Genomic DNA, 14,573 nt, shown 5'->3' on the forward strand with positions numbered 1-14,573 from the left:
CAAGTGGGGGTACGTGAAGGCTTCCAGCAGCTCTACGGAGCCGCTCCCGAGGGCGTGTGGGCCGCGCCGGGCCGGGTCAACCTGATCGGCGAGTACACGGACTTCAACGAGGGTTTCGTGATGCCGCTCGCCCTGCCGCACACGGCGGTCGCGGCGGTCTCCCGGCGCAGCGACGGCGTGCTGCGGCTGCACTCGGCGGACATCGAGGGCCCGGTCGTCGAACTGCACCTGGACGCCCTGGTGCCGCGCACCAACACCAGTTGGGCCGCGTACCCGGCGGGTGTGGTGTGGGTGCTGCGCGAGGCGGGCCACGAGGTGACCGGCGCGGACATCCACCTGTCCTCCACGGTGCCGACCGGCGCGGGCCTGTCGTCGTCGGCGGCGCTGGAGGTCGTCACCGCGCTCGCCCTCAACGATCTCTTCGAACTGGGCCTGTCCGCACCGGAGTTGGCGAAGCTGGCACAGCGCGCGGAGAACGACTTCGTGGGCGTGCCGTGCGGGATCATGGACCAGACCGCCTCGGCGTGCTGCGAGGAGGGCCACGCGCTGCACCTCGACTGCCGTGACCTGTCGGTCCGCCAGATCCCCTTCGACCTCGCCTCGCAGGGCCTCTCGCTGCTGGTCGTCGACTCCCGCGTCAAGCACGCGCTGGGCGACGGCGCGTACGCGGAGCGCCGGGAGGGGTGCGAGGAGGGCGCCCGCCGGCTGGGCGTCCCGTTCCTGCGGGACCTGCCCTACGCGGAGCTGGAGGCGTCGCTGGCCCGGCTGTCCGACGACCGCCTGCGTCGCTACGTCCGCCATGTCGTCTCCGACGACCACCGGGTCGGCCAGGTGGTCGCCCTCCTCGACGCGGGCGACGTCCGCGCGATCGGGCCGCTGCTCACCGAGGGCCACGTCTCCCTCCGGGACGACCTGCGCATCTCCTGCGCCGAACTCGACCTGGTCGTCGACACGGCGGTCGCGGCCGGTGCCCTCGGCGCCCGGATGACCGGCGGCGGGTTCGGCGGCTCGGCGGTCGTCCTGGTGGAGAGCGCCGACACGGAGGCGGTCACCAAGGCCGTCGAGGAGGCGTTCGCGGCGGCCGGGTACACGGCGCCGCGCGTCTTCCCGGGGCTGCCGTCGGCCGGGGCGCGCAGGCTCAGCTGAGCCGCTTGGTCATGGTGTACTCGGTGATCCCCGGCGGATAGTCGGGGATCGCGCACACCACCTCGTACCCCTGCTTCCGGTAGAAGCCGGGAGCCTGGAAGTCCCAGGTCTCCAGGCGGGCCGCCGCGCAGCCGCGTTCCCGGCGGGCCAGCCGCTCCGCCGCGGCGAGCAGCCGGCCGCCGAGGCCGGTGTCCCGGTGCGGGGCGTCGACCCAGAGGTAGGTGACGTGCAGCCAGCCCGCCCAGGTGTGCCCGACGAGACCGCCCGCCAGGGCGTCCGCGCCGTCCGACGCCCACACGTGGAGCGGAACGTCGCGCTCGGCCGGGGTGCCGCGCAGGGCGCGCAGGACCGGGGAGGCCGCGGTGTTGGTTTCGAGCAGCCGGGCCCTGAGCAGATCCCGTCGGGCCGGGTCGACTTTCGTCTCCATACGAAACATGCGGCTCACCATAAACGCGTCCGGCGGACAGTTCCGCAAATCCGCTTCCGCTCCGGGCCCCCGGCCGTACTCTGATGAGCAGCACCGGTGGGGGCCGGTGCCGATCAGGGGGCGAGACAGTCGGGTACGACGCCCGATGAGGGGGTAGCAGTCCGGACACGGCGGCGGTCGTGCGGCTCGGGCCTCCCCGGGCGTCGTACCCGCGCCGGTCGCGTCGTCTCCCGACGATGGGTATCCCCCGCTCCGTGAGGAGCCTGGGGAAGGGGGTTTCGTGGTTCGCATCCGAGTCCTGGTCGTCGACGACCACCGCATCTTCGCCGAGTCGCTCGCCGCGGCACTGGCGGCTGAGCCGGACGTCGACGTCTCCGCGGCGGGCAGCGGTCCCGCCGCTCTGCGCTGTATGGAGCGGGCGACCGCCGAGGGCCGCCGGTTCGACGTCCTGCTGGTCGACTCCGAACTCGGCGGCAACGTGCCCGGCGCGCGGCCCGCCGTCCCCGTGCAGGAGGCCAACCAGGACGGTCTCGTCGACGGGATCTCCCTGGTCGTCGGGGTCCGCTCGGCGCAGCCGGGCGTCCGGACGGTCGTCCTGGCCGAGAAGGACGATCCGCGCCGGGCCGCCCTCGCGCTCCAGGCCGGCGCGTCCGGCTGGGTCGCCAAGGACTGTTCGCTCTCCCGGCTGCTCACCGTCATACGCGGGGTGCTGCGCGACGAGACGCATCTGCCGCCGGCCCTGCTGACCGGGGTGCTGCGGGAGCTGACCGCCGCCCGCAAGCACCGCACCGACAGCGAGCGGCTGGTGGAGTCGCTGACCCCGCGCGAGCGGGAGGTGCTGCGCTGCATGGTCGCGGGGCTGGGCCGCAAGGCGGTGGCCGAGCGGCTCTTCCTCTCCCCGCACACGGTGCGCACGCACATGCAGAACGTGCTCGGCAAGCTCGGGGTGCACTCCACGCTGGCCGCCGTGGCCCTCGCCCGCCGTGCCGGGGTGGGGCCGGCCGATCTCGGCGCCGGGGGGCGGATGGTGCCGGAGGAGAGCAGCAGCGCCTGACCGGTGGCGGCCGTGTCAGCCGGGGATGTTGTCGAACGGGGCGGTCAACTGGCGCAGCAGTCCGGCCAGTTCGCCCCGCTGGGTGCGGGAGAGCTCGCCGAGGATCGCGCGCTCCTGGGTCAGCAGCCCGGCCAGCGCCTGGTCCGCGCGGTCCTGGCCCTCGGTGGTCAGCCGCACCAGTACGCCCCGGCGGTCGCTCGGGTCGGGCAGCCGCTCCACCAGGCCCTTCTTGGTCAGCCGGTCGATACGGTTCGTCATCGTGCCGGAGGTGACCAGGGTCTGCGTCAGCAGCTGCCCCGGCGAGAGCTGGTACGGGCTGCCCGCGCGCCGCAGCGCCGTCAGGACGTCGAACTCCCAGGGTTCCAGGCTGTGTTCGGAGAACGCCAGCCGACGGGCCCGGTCCAGGTGCCGGGCCAGCCTGCTCACCCGGCTGAGTACCTCGAGCGGTTCCACGTCGAGGTCCGGGCGCTCCCGGCGCCACGCTGCGACCAGCCGATCGACCTCGTCCTCCATGACGATCAGTGTAATGGTTGTGTCGACGTGAAGTCTCTTGATGTCGAGCCTCTTGACATCGAGATAATAGGGCCGGGAAGGTGGAGGTCATGAAGACCCCGACCTGGGACCCCGCCCAGTACCTGCGCCACGCCGGCCACCGCGCCCGCCCCTTCACCGACCTCCTCGCCCGGGTCCCGGACCTCCCCGGCGACCCGCCCCGCATCGCCGACCTCGGCTGCGGCCCGGGCAACGTGACCGCCGTCCTCGCCGCCCGCTGGCCCGCCGCCCGCATCACCGGCTACGACAACTCACCCGAGATGCTCGCCAGGACCGAGCCGTACGCGGGCCCCACCGCCGGCGGCGGACGCCTCGACTTCGCCCACGCGGACGCGGCCGCCTGGACGCCGGAGGAGACGTACGACCTGATCGTCTCCAACGCCGCGCTCCACTGGGTCGAGGGCCATCTGGACGCCTTCCCGCGCTGGCTGGCCGGCCTCGCCCCCGGCGGCACCCTCGCCTTCCAGGTGCCCGACAACATCGACGCGCCCCTGCACGCCCTGATGCGCGAACTCGCCGCCGGCGCCCGCTGGAGGAGCCGGCTCGGCGAGGTGCCCCGCCGCCAGGACTCGGTCCACCCGCCCGCCGTCTACCTCGACCACCTCGCCCGCCTCGGCTGCGAACCGGACGTCTGGCAGACCACGTACCAGCATGTCCTCGCGGGCGAGGACCCCGTGCTCGACTGGGTCAAGGGCACCGGACTGCGCCCGGTCCTGACGGCGCTGGCCGACGACCCCGAGGCGCGGGACGCGTTCGTCGCGGAGTACCGCGCCCTGCTCCGCGCGGCCTACCCAACGACGCCGTACGGCACGGTCCTGCCGTTCCGGCGCCTGTTCGCGGTGGCCCGCAAGGAGGGGTGAGGAGCGGTGAGGAGCGGCACGGAGGGACGATGAGCGGCGAGGACGGGTGCGAGGTCCTGTCCCGGTCGGCGACGAGGGCGCGGTTCAGGCCTTCCGGTGGCCGATCAGCCGCGGTTTCGCCTCCAGGCCGTCCAGCCCGTGCCACGCCAGATTGACCAGATGCGCCGCCACCTCCGCCTTCTTCGGCCGGCGCACGTCCAGCCACCACTGGCCGGTCAGCGCGACCATCCCGACCAGGGCCTGGGCGTAGAGGGGAGCGAGCTTGGAGTCGAAGCCGCGGTTCTTGAACTCCCGGCCCAGGATGTCCTCCACCTGGGTGGCGATGTCCGAGATCAGCGACGCGAAGGTGCCCGTCGACTGCGGGATGGGGGAGTCACGGACCAGGATGCGGAAGCCGTCCGTGTACTCCTCGATGTAGTCGAGCAGGGCGAAGGCCGCCTGCTCGCACAGTTCACGCGGATGGCCGGCCGTGAGCGAACTCGTCACCATGTCCAGCAGCCGGCGCATCTCCCGGTCCACCACGACCGCGTACAGACCCTCCTTGCCGCCGAAGTGCTCGTACACCACCGGTTTGGAGACCCCGGCTCTCGCCGCGATCTCCTCCACCGACGTGCCCTCGAACCCCCGCGCCGCGAAGAGCGTGCGGCCGATCTCCAGCAGCTGCTGACGGCGCTCCGCGCCGGTCATCCGGGTGCGGCGCGCACGCCGGGGCTTGTCATTGCTCGGGGTGCTGCTGGGATCGGTCGCCACGGCGTCAATCATGCCGCCTTCGACGGTTCCCTCCAGGGCCCGGAGCCGTCCCCGCCGGTGATACGGCGGGAATCGATACGCGAGCGTGACGGCCAGCGCACGTCATAGGCCCAGCCGAGCCGCTCGCACCAGCGGATGATCCGCGCCGAGGAGTCGAGCTGGCCGCGCTCCACACCGTGCCGCGCCGAGGTCGGGTCGGCGTGGTGCAGGTTGTGCCAGGACTCGCCGCAGGACAGGACGGCCAGCCACCACACGTTGCCCGAGCGGTCACGCGACTTGAAGGGCCGCTTGCCGACCGCGTGGCAGATGGAGTTGATCGACCAGGTGACGTGGTGCAGCAGCGCCACCCGGACGAGCGAACCCCAGAAGAACCCCGTGAACGCGCCCCACCACGACATCGTGGCCAGCCCGCCGATCAGCGGCGGCAGCGCCAGCGAGAGCAGCGCCCACCCGATGAACCCGCGGGAGATCGCGCGGATCGCCGGGTCCCTGATCAGGTCCGGCGCGTACTTCTCCTGCGGGGTCTGCTCCTCGTCGAACATCCAGGCGATGTGGGCCCACCACAAGCCCTTCATCAGCGCCGGGATCGTCTCACCGAACCGCCACGGGGAGTGCGGGTCGCCCTCGGCGTCGGAGAACCTGTGGTGCTTGCGGTGGTCGGCGACCCAGCGCACCAGCGGCCCCTCGACCGCCATCGACCCCGCGACGGCGAGCGCGATCCGCAGCGGGCGCTTCGCCTTGAAGGCACCGTGCGTGAAGTAGCGGTGGAAGCCGATCGTGATGCCGTGGCAGCCGAGATAGTAGAAGAAGACGAGCAGGCCCAGGTCGAGCCAGCTCACCCCCCAGCCCCAGGCCAGCGGCACCGCCGCGAGCAGGGCGAGGAACGGCACGGTGATGAAGAGCAGCAGCGTCAGCTGCTCCAGAGAGCGTTTCTGTTCCCCGCCCAGCGTGGCGGAGGGCAGTGACCCGTCGCTCCCCTCCGGGGCGTCGTCGATCACTTCGGAGCTCGTGGTCATGGGCGTCCCCTGTGGGGTTGGAGGGTGGTGGCAGATGCCGGGCCGTGGAGCCCGAGCAAGAGTCCAGCAAGACTTCCCTACGGTTCCGTAACCTACGGCAACGTAAGTATGGCAGCGCGTCGACCGGTGGACGAAGCCCGTATGACCGCGCGTCCGCGTGGACACCTATCCTTGGTGTCGGTCGGACAGCGCGGTCCGCTCTGTTTTCTGCCCGGAGGTCCGTCCCCTATGCGGCAGCCGCCGCGAGACCGCCGTCCGGGTTCCCTCCAGACGAGCTTCACCACTGCAAGGAGCCGCACCTGTGAGCAGTGCCGACGACCTGACTACGAGCACCATGTCGACCAACAGCGAACTGCGCGCCGACATCCGGCGACTGGGCGACCTCCTCGGCGAGACCCTCGTCCGCCAGGAAGGGCCCGAGCTGCTCGAACTGGTCGAGAAGGTCCGCCGCCTGACCCGGGAGGACGGCGAGGCCGCCGCCGAGCTGCTGCGGGGCACCGAGCTGGAGACCGCGGCCAAGCTGGTCCGCGCCTTCTCCACCTACTTCCACCTCGCCAACGTCACCGAGCAGGTGCACCGCGGGCGCGAACTGCGCGCCAAGCGCGCCGCCGAGGGCGGACTGCTGGCCCGCACCGCCGACCGGCTCAAGGACGCCGACCCCGACCACCTGCGCGAGACGGTCCGCAACCTCAACGTCCGGCCCGTCTTCACGGCCCACCCCACCGAGGCCGCGCGCCGCTCCGTCCTCAACAAGCTGCGCCGCATCGCCGCCCTCCTGGAGACCCCGGTCATCGAGTCCGACCGCCGGCGCCTCGACACCCGACTGGCCGAGAACATCGACCTCGTGTGGCAGACGGACGAACTGCGCGTCGTACGCCCCGAACCGGCCGACGAGGCCCGCAACGCCATCTACTACCTCGACGAACTGCACGCCGGAGCCGTCGGCGACGTCCTCGAAGACCTCACCGCCGAGCTGGAGCGGGTCGGCGTCCGGCTCCCCGACGACACCCGCCCGCTCACCTTCGGCACCTGGATCGGCGGCGACCGCGACGGCAACCCCAACGTCACCCCCCAGGTCACCTGGGACGTCCTGATCCTCCAGCACGAGCACGGCATCAACGACGCCCTGGAGATGATCGACGAGCTGCGCGGCTTCCTCTCCAACTCGATCCGCTACACCGGCGCGACCGAGGAACTCCTGGAGTCCCTCCACACCGACCTTGAGCTGCTCCCCGAGATCAGCCCCCGCTACAAGCGGCTCAACGCCGAGGAGCCCTACCGGCTCAAGGCCACCTGCATCCGGCAGAAGCTGGAGAACACCAAGACGCGGCTCGCCACCGGCACCCCCCACGAGCCCGGCCGCGACTACCTCGGCACCGCCCAGCTGCTGCACGACCTCACCCTCATCCAGAGCTCGCTCAGGCAGCACCGCGGCGGCCTCTTCGCGGACGGCCGCATGGACCGCACGATCCGCACCCTCGGCGCGTTCGGCCTCCAGCTCGCCACCATGGACGTACGCGAGCACGCCGACGCCCACCACCACGCCCTCGGCCAGCTCTTCGACCGGCTCGGCGAGGAGTCCTGGCGCTACGCCGACATGCCCCGCGAGTACCGCGCCAAGCTCCTCGCCAAGGAGCTCCGCTCCCGGCGCCCCCTCGCGCCCACCCCGGCGCCCGTGGACGCGGCCGGCGAGAAGACCCTCGGTGTCTTCGAGACCGTCAAGCGGGCCCTCACGGTCTTCGGGCCCGAGGTGATCGAGTCGTACATCATCTCCATGTGCCAGGGCGCCGACGACGTCTTCGCCGCTGCCGTACTGGCCCGCGAGGCGGGGCTCGTCGACCTGCACGCCGGCTGGGCGAAGGTCGGCATCGTGCCGCTGCTGGAGACCACCGACGAACTCAAGGCCGCCGACACGATCCTGGAGGACATGCTCTCCGACCCGTCCTACCGGCGCCTGGTCGCGCTCCGCGGGGACGTCCAGGAGGTCATGCTCGGCTACTCCGACTCCTCGAAGTTCGGCGGCATCACCACCTCCCAGTGGGAGATCCACCGCGCCCAGCGGCGGCTGCGCGACGTCGCCCACCGCTACGGCGTCCGGCTGCGGCTCTTCCACGGCCGCGGCGGCACGGTCGGCCGCGGCGGCGGCCCCTCGCACGACGCGATCCTCGCCCAGCCCTGGGGCACCCTGGAGGGCGAGATCAAGGTGACCGAGCAGGGCGAGGTCATCTCCGACAAGTACCTCGTGCCGTCGCTGGCCCGGGAGAACCTGGAACTCACCGTCGCCGCCACCCTCCAGGCCTCCGCCCTGCACACCGCCCCCCGCCAGTCCGACCAGTCGCTCGCCCGCTGGGACGCGGCGATGGACGTCGTCTCGGACGCGGCCCACGACGCCTACCGCCGGCTCGTGGAGGACCCCGACCTGCCCGCGTACTTCTTCGCCGCCACCCCCGTCGACCAGCTCGCCGACCTGCACCTCGGCTCGCGCCCCTCCCGCCGGCCCGACTCCGGCGCCGGCCTCGACGGACTGCGCGCCATCCCGTGGGTCTTCGGCTGGACCCAGTCCCGGCAGATCGTGCCCGGCTGGTTCGGCGTCGGCTCCGGCCTGAAGGCGCTGCGCGAGGCGGGCCTGCCGCAGGAGGGGGAGACGGTCCTCGACGAGATGCACGACCGGTGGCACTTCTTCCGCAACTTCGTCTCCAACGTCGAGATGACCCTCGCCAAGACGGACCTGCGGATCGCCGGCCACTACGTCGACACCCTCGTCCCCGACCACCTCAAGCACGTCTTCGACACCATCCGGGCCGAACACGAACTCACCGTGCGCGAGGTGCTGCGCATCACCGGCGAGAGCGAACTCCTCGACGCCACCCCGGTGTTGAAGCAGACCTTCACCATCCGTGACGCCTACCTGGACCCGATCTCCTACCTCCAGGTCACCCTCCTGAAGCGGCAGCGCGACGCCGCGGCGGCCGGCGCCGAGCCCGACCCGCTGCTCGCCCGCGCCCTGCTCCTGACGGTCAACGGCGTGGCGGCGGGCCTGCGCAACACCGGCTGACCCCGCAATGGACAGTGCCCCCGGGTCGCCGCGGCGACCCGGGGGCAGTGTCGTACGGACGACTCTCAGACCGCCACGAAGGCCGCCGTCAGCAGGGCGAGCCCCGCACCCGCGAGCAGCCACGCGGCCCGGCGCAGCCGCAGGCCGCCCGCCACCACCACCGAGGCGAGCAACAGGGCGCCGCCCAGCGGCACCCACGCGTAGAGGACGCCGGCCGGGCCGGAGCGCAGCACCTCGTCGGTGCCCGGCTTCACGACCACCGCGTACGTCCCGCCCTTGCGGACCGCGACCGACCTGTCGATGACGACCCGGCTCCGCGCGGCCGACCCCGCCGACACCGGCTTGTACGGTCCGGTGCAGGTGTCCCCGGAGCACGCGGTCACCTCGACCGTGCCGCTCTCCCGGCCCTTGGTCAGCATCACGTTGTGCGCGGTGCCCCAGGAGCCCCAGACGCCCGCGATCAGGAGCAGCAGGGTGACGGCGCCCATCGCCGCGATCCGCCCGAACCGCAGCGCGGCGAAGGTGTCCGAAGAGGAAGGGGAGGCGGCGGCAGGGGGCATGGCCGGGATCATTGGCCATACCCGCACTCCTGGTCAACTCCGGCCGGGTCCGGCGCCGTTGCCACGGGCCGTGGCGGGCGCCACGTCAGGAGTTGTACGCGCTCTGCGCCCGCTCCAGCCCCTCGGCCACCAGGCACTCCACCGCGTCCGCCGCCCGGTCCACCAGGAAGGCCAGCTCCTTGCGCTCGGTGGAGGAGAAGTCCTTCAGCACGAAGTCGGCCACCTGCATCCGGCCCGGCGGCCGGCCGATCCCGAACCGCACCCGGTGGTACTCGGCGCCCATCGCCTTCGTCATCGACTTCAGCCCGTTGTGCCCGTTGTCCCCGCCGCCCAGCTTGAGCCGCAGGGTGCCGTAGTCGATGTCGAGTTCGTCGTGCACGGCCAGGACGTTGGCCAGCGGCACCTTGTAGAAGTCACGCAACGCGTTGACCGGGCCGCCGGAGAGATTCATGTACGACGTCGGTTTCACCAGCACGATCCGGCGGCTCGCCGGACCCGGCGCACCCATCCGCCCCTCGACGACCTGCGCCTGCGCCTTCCCGGCCCGCTTGAACTTCCCGCCGGTCCGCTCCGCCAGCAGATCGGCCACCATGAACCCCACGTTGTGCCGGTTGGCCGCGTACTCGGGCCCCGGGTTGCCGAGCCCCACGATCAGCCAGGGGGCGTTGGCGTCGCTCGTCACGTCCGTGTCTCCTTGGATACGCGCCAGCCGCCGCCCCCGTACCGGACGGGGACAGCGGCTGACGCAGTGGTGAAGGTGAGGATCAGGCCTCGGCGCCCTCGGCGGTGCCCTCGCCCTCGGCGGCTTCCTCGGCCTGCGCCGAGAGGACCTGGAGGACGACGGCGTCCTCGTCGATCGCGAGGGTCGTGCCGGTGGGCAGCGGGATGTCCTTGGCGGCGATGGAGGCACCGGCCTCCAGGCCCTCGATGGAGACGGTGACCGACTCCGGGATGTGCGTGGCCTCGGCCTCGACGGTCAGCGTGCTGAGCACGTGCTCCAGGAGGAAGGCGCCCGGCGCCAGTTCGCCCTCGGTGTGCACGTAGACCTCGACGGTGACCTTCTCGCCGCTCTTCACCAGCAGCAGGTCGACGTGCTCCAGGAAGCCCTTGATGGCGTCGCGCTGGACGGCCTTCGGGATCGCCAGCTGGGTCTTGCCCTCGATGTCCAGGGTGAGCAGGACGTTCGGGGTACGCAGCGCCAGCTGGAGCTCGTGGCCCGGCAGGGTGATGTGGGCGGGCTCGGCACCGTGGCCGTAGACGACCGCGGGAACCTTCTTGTCGCGGCGGATGCGGCGGGCTGCGCCCTTGCCGAACTCGGTGCGGGTCTGCGCGGCGAGCTTGATCTCGGCCATGTTCACTCCTCGTAGAAACGTCGGGGAAGGTGGTCACCCGGCCGAACATCGGCCTGCTACGAAGAGCGCGTCGATAACGGACCGCCGCACCTGGAACGGTACGGCCTCCCTCGCCGAGCAACTCACGCAGTCTACTCGGAAGGGGAGGCCGTACCCAAAACGATCTCCGCCGCCCGCCGGCCGGCGGCCCTACTGCTCGTCGAAGAGGCTCGTCACCGAACCGTCCTCGAAGACCTCGCGGACCGCGCTCGCGATGGTCGGGGCGATCGACAGCACCGTGATCTTGTCCAGGTCCACGCCGACCTCGCCCGGGGTGGGCAGGGAGTCGGTGAAGACGAACTCGCTGACCCGGGAGTTCTTCAGCCGGTCCGCCGCCGGGCCCGACAGCACACCGTGCGTCGCCGTCACGATGACGTCCTCGGCGCCGTGCGCGAACAGGGCGTCCGCGGCGGCGCAGATCGTGCCACCCGTGTCGATCATGTCGTCGACCAGGACACAGACGCGGCCCTTGACCTCGCCCACCACCTCGTGGACGGTCACCTGGTTCGCCACGTCCTTGTCACGCCGCTTGTGCACGATCGCCAGCGGCGCCCCCAGCCGGTCGCACCAGCGGTCGGCGACCCGCACCCGGCCCGCGTCGGGCGAGACGACGGTCAGCTTGTTCCGGTCCACCTTGTGCCCCACGTAGTCCGCGAGGAGGGGAAGGGCGAAGAGATGGTCCACCGGCCCGTCGAAGAAGCCCTGGATCTGGTCGGTGTGCAGATCGACCGTGAGCAGCCGGTCGGCGCCCGCCGTCGCCATCAGGTCCGCGACCAGCCGCGCCGAGATCGGCTCTCGCCCGCGGTGCTTCTTGTCCTGCCGGGCGTAACCGTAGAAGGGCACGATCACCGTGATGGAGCGGGCCGACGCCCGCTTCAGCGCGTCGATCATGATCAGCTGCTCCATGATCCACTGGTTGATCGGAGCCGTGTGGCTCTGGATCACGAAGCAGTCCGCACCGCGCGCCGACTCCTCGTACCGGACGTAGATCTCACCGTTCGCGAAGTCGAACGCCTTGGTCGGGACGACGTCGACACCCAACTGCTCGGCGACCTCCTTGGCAAGCTCGGGGTGGGCGCGGCCGGAGAAGAACATCATCTTCTTCTCGCCGGTCGTCTTGATCCCGGTCACAGCACTGTCTCCTCAGAGGTTCATCAACTGGGTGTGCGCCTATCACGGTACGCCGAGTCCGACGTGCCGGTTTCCGGTCAGTCTTCGCCCTCGTCCTGACGGGAAGCGGTCGCGGCGGCCTTCGCCGCGGCGCTTCCCGGACGCTTGCGGGCCACCCAGCCCTCGATATTCCGTTGCTGGCCACGGGCCACGGCCAGCGAACCGGGCGGTACGTCCTTGGTGATCACGGAGCCGGCGGCGGTGTAGGCACCGTCCCCGACCGTGACAGGAGCCACAAACATGTTGTCCGAACCGGTCCGGCAGTGTGAGCCGATCGTGGTGTGGTGCTTGTCCTGTCCGTCGTAGTTCACGAAGACGCTGGCGGCACCGATGTTGGTGTGCTCGCCGATCGTCGCGTCCCCGACGTAGGACAGGTGCGGGACCTTCGTGCCCTCGCCGATCACGGCGTTCTTGGTCTCGACGTACGTGCCGACCTTCGACCGGACGCCGAGCCGGGTGCCGGGCCGGAGGTAGGCGTACGGCCCGACGGAGGCCCCGGCGCCGACATGGGCGCCGTCGGCGACGGTGTTGTCGACACGGGCGCCCGCCTCCACGGTGGTGTCCCTGAGGCGGCTGTTGGGGCCGACCTCCGCGCCCTCGCCGAGGTGGGTGGTGCCGTGCAGCTGGGTGCCGGGGTGCACGACCGCGTCCTGCTTGAAGGTGACCGTGGCGTCGATCCAGGTGGTGGCCGGGTCGACGACGGTGACGCCGGCGAGCATCGCGCCGGTCAGCAGCCGGTCGTTGAGGGAGCGGCGGGCCTCGGCCAGCTGCACCCGGTTGTTGATGCCGGCGATCTCCCGGTGGTCGCCGGCGACGCAGGCGCCCACCCGGTGACCGGCCTCGCGCAGGATGCCGAGGACGTCCGTGAGGTACTCCTCGCCCTGGCTGTTGTCGGTGCGGACCTTGCCGAGCGCGTCGGCGAGCAGCTGCCCGTCGAAGGCGAAGACACCGGAGTTGATCTCCCGGACGGCCCGCTGGGAGTCGGTGGCGTCCTTGTGCTCGACGATCGCGGTGACCGCCCCGGAGGCGCCGTCGCGGATGATGCGGCCGTACCCGGTGGCGTCCGGGACCTCGGCGGTCAGGACGGTGACGGCGTTCCCGTCGGCGCTGTGGGCGGCGGCCAGAGCCCGGAGGGTCTCGCCGCGCAGCAGCGGGGTGTCGCCGCAGACGACCACCACGGTCCCGTCGATCCCGCCGCCCAGCTCCTCCAGGGCCATGCGCACCGCGTGCCCGGTCCCGTTCTGCTCCGCCTGTACGGCCGTTCGCACGCCGGGGTGGGTCGCGCCGAGGTGGGCGGTGACCTTCTCGCGGGCGTGACCCACCACGACGACCAGGTTCCCGGGTTCCAACTCGCGGGCGGCGGCGAGCACATGACCGACCAGGGAGCGGCCGCAGATCTCGTGCAGGACCTTGGGTGTGGCCGACTTCATACGGGTGCCCTCACCCGCTGCGAGAACGACGACGGCTGCCGGGCGAATGGCGCTCACGGGTATGCCCTTCGGCTTCGGGGTGCTGGGATGCGGACATCCGCAGGATACCGGGGCGTTTCGTGAGCGACATGGGAGCGGGCCCTGACAGGGCTGTCACCGGTCAGGACCCGAAAGAAATGGTTGCTCCCCTGCCAGGACTCGAACCCGGACATATGGCACCAAAAGCCACAGTGCTGCCAATTACACCACAGGGGAATAACTCACCTAAACCGGACATTCGACCGGGTGGCGAGTGGCGCCCTCTACTATGCCGTACCAGGCGCCTTCCATGCGACGGTACAAGTCGGTGCTCCCGGTGACGTAGATGACCAGGCAACCCCGATAGGCCGCCTCGGTGTTCCTGCGGTTCGTCAGGGGGTTGTGCTTCTTGAGCGTGGCCCGCCGGAACGCCGAACGGTCCACGCCCACAAGCTCCGCCCAGAACTCCTCGGCTCCGACCGCATCCGCCGTTTCATGGATGCTCAGGCGGAACCGCATGCGCTCGCGCTCCACTCCCAGGGACTCGAGCCAGCGCACAAAGAAGCGGATGACGTCGGGGTCGCTGTTGATGAACTGAAGGCTCTCGCGCCGTTGCGGGCTGTGTGCTCTGTCCTTCGTGCCCTCGGCCCAATAGAGGGCGACACCCGCCAGGAACAACTCCCGGCCGGTCGGTGCGCCGATCTCCCGCGCGGCAGCCGCCTTCGCCTCCTGCCGCCGCCCCTCCCGCACCGGCAGCTCGTGCTCCCACCTCTTGCGTGCCGCCAGTTTCGCCTGCTCCGCACGGTCGCGCCGCTCCGGCTTCGGCAAGTCCCGTACCCACAAGGAGATCGAACTCTTCGAGCAGCCGAGCTCCACCTGGATCCGGTCGTACGTCCAGCCCTGGACGCGGAGTTCCCGGGCCCTGCTCTGCAGGTCGTCCTTCGCGTTCGGGCGCTTCGTCCGATCTGGCGGCGGTTCGCCCTCCAGCAGGCGGTTGAGGATGTCGTTGTGGTCGACGTGCAGTCGGTCGCGGATCTGGCGTCGGCTGAGCCCCGCCCGCCGCGGGCTCACCGCTTGCGTGCGGAGGGCCTCGAAATCCGTGTTTGTGCTGCTCGCGTGTGTCATAGCCATACCTTCCGGCAGG

At 71.3% G+C, this 14,573-nt stretch carries 14 protein-coding genes and 1 tRNA gene; 4 read left to right on the forward strand and 11 right to left on the reverse strand.

What is annotated here, in order from left to right; translation table 11 throughout:
• The first annotated feature begins 3 nt into the window (after positions 1-3).
• Positions 4-1,146 carry a galactokinase gene (galK, locus tag ABZT12_RS15655; RefSeq protein ID WP_356383403.1) on the forward strand — a complete coding sequence of 381 codons (1,143 nt, stop codon included), beginning with the start codon at positions 4-6 and terminating at the stop codon, positions 1,144-1,146.
• Here the strand turns inward: galK and ABZT12_RS15660 are convergent.
• A complete protein-coding gene (locus tag ABZT12_RS15660; RefSeq protein WP_356383406.1) occupies positions 1,139-1,594 on the reverse strand; it encodes a GNAT family N-acetyltransferase in 456 nt (151 codons plus the stop codon). The two genes, galK and ABZT12_RS15660, sit on opposite strands and share 8 nt — an antisense overlap.
• 259 nt (positions 1,595-1,853) lie before the next feature.
• On the opposite strand from ABZT12_RS15660, the gene ABZT12_RS15665 reads away from it, so the two are divergent.
• Positions 1,854-2,627 carry a response regulator transcription factor gene (locus tag ABZT12_RS15665; RefSeq protein ID WP_356383409.1) on the forward strand — a complete coding sequence of 258 codons (774 nt, stop codon included), beginning with the start codon at positions 1,854-1,856 and terminating at the stop codon, positions 2,625-2,627.
• A gap of 15 nt (positions 2,628-2,642) precedes the next feature.
• Here the strand turns inward: ABZT12_RS15665 and ABZT12_RS15670 are convergent, their stop codons facing one another.
• Positions 2,643-3,140: a MarR family transcriptional regulator gene (locus ABZT12_RS15670; protein ID WP_356383412.1), complete on the reverse strand. Its 498-nt coding sequence runs from the start codon at positions 3,138-3,140 to the stop codon at positions 2,643-2,645.
• A gap of 89 nt (positions 3,141-3,229) precedes the next feature.
• Between ABZT12_RS15670 and ABZT12_RS15675 the strand changes: the two genes are divergently transcribed.
• Positions 3,230-4,039: a trans-aconitate 2-methyltransferase gene (locus tag ABZT12_RS15675; RefSeq protein ID WP_356383415.1), complete on the forward strand. Its 810-nt coding sequence runs from the start codon at positions 3,230-3,232 to the stop codon at positions 4,037-4,039.
• A gap of 84 nt (positions 4,040-4,123) precedes the next feature.
• Here the strand turns inward: ABZT12_RS15675 and ABZT12_RS15680 are convergent, their stop codons facing one another.
• Both ABZT12_RS15680 and ABZT12_RS15685 read right to left on the reverse strand, forming a co-directional pair.
• Positions 4,124-4,801, reverse strand: coding sequence for a TetR/AcrR family transcriptional regulator (locus ABZT12_RS15680; RefSeq protein ID WP_356383418.1), 678 nt, complete (start codon positions 4,799-4,801; stop codon positions 4,124-4,126).
• Positions 4,798-5,805, reverse strand: a complete 1,008-nt coding sequence (locus ABZT12_RS15685) for an acyl-CoA desaturase (RefSeq protein ID WP_356383421.1) — start codon at positions 5,803-5,805, stop codon at positions 4,798-4,800. Before ABZT12_RS15685 ends, ABZT12_RS15680 begins: the two co-directional genes overlap by 4 nt.
• 301 nt (positions 5,806-6,106) lie before the next feature.
• Between ABZT12_RS15685 and ppc the strand changes: the two genes are divergently transcribed.
• Positions 6,107-8,860, forward strand: coding sequence for a phosphoenolpyruvate carboxylase (gene ppc, locus ABZT12_RS15690; RefSeq protein WP_356383424.1), 2,754 nt, complete (start codon positions 6,107-6,109; stop codon positions 8,858-8,860).
• A gap of 65 nt (positions 8,861-8,925) precedes the next feature.
• Here the strand turns inward: ppc and ABZT12_RS15695 are convergent, their stop codons facing one another.
• From ABZT12_RS15695 to ABZT12_RS15725, 7 genes are all read right to left on the reverse strand, one after another.
• Complete coding sequence (locus tag ABZT12_RS15695; RefSeq protein ID WP_356383428.1) at positions 8,926-9,432, reverse strand: hypothetical protein; 507 nt, start codon at positions 9,430-9,432, stop codon at positions 8,926-8,928.
• A gap of 73 nt (positions 9,433-9,505) precedes the next feature.
• The gene (gene pth / locus ABZT12_RS15700) at positions 9,506-10,120 is read right to left on the reverse strand and encodes an aminoacyl-tRNA hydrolase (protein ID WP_356383702.1); all 615 of its coding nucleotides are present in this window, start codon (positions 10,118-10,120) and stop codon (positions 9,506-9,508) included.
• Positions 10,121-10,184: 64 nt separating this feature from the next.
• Positions 10,185-10,772 (reverse strand): 50S ribosomal protein L25/general stress protein Ctc, encoded by a 588-nt coding sequence (locus tag ABZT12_RS15705; protein WP_356383430.1) that lies wholly within the window; start codon positions 10,770-10,772, stop codon positions 10,185-10,187.
• 189 nt (positions 10,773-10,961) lie between these two features.
• A complete protein-coding gene (locus ABZT12_RS15710) occupies positions 10,962-11,942 on the reverse strand; it encodes a ribose-phosphate diphosphokinase (RefSeq protein WP_356383433.1) in 981 nt (326 codons plus the stop codon).
• 77 nt (positions 11,943-12,019) lie between these two features.
• Entirely contained in the window at positions 12,020-13,468 is a 1,449-nt protein-coding gene (glmU, locus tag ABZT12_RS15715) for a bifunctional UDP-N-acetylglucosamine diphosphorylase/glucosamine-1-phosphate N-acetyltransferase GlmU (RefSeq protein WP_356383436.1), read from the reverse strand.
• Positions 13,469-13,594: 126 nt separating this feature from the next.
• Positions 13,595-13,666: transfer RNA gene (locus tag ABZT12_RS15720), tRNA-Gln, on the reverse strand.
• Positions 13,667-13,675: 9 nt separating this feature from the next.
• Complete coding sequence (locus tag ABZT12_RS15725) at positions 13,676-14,560, reverse strand: hypothetical protein (protein WP_356383439.1); 885 nt, start codon at positions 14,558-14,560, stop codon at positions 13,676-13,678.
• Between the last annotated feature and the right edge of the window lie 13 nt (positions 14,561-14,573).

Source organism: Streptomyces sp. NPDC005423 (assembly GCF_040606415.1).
In the GTDB taxonomy this organism is placed as follows: domain Bacteria; phylum Actinomycetota; class Actinomycetes; order Streptomycetales; family Streptomycetaceae; genus Streptomyces.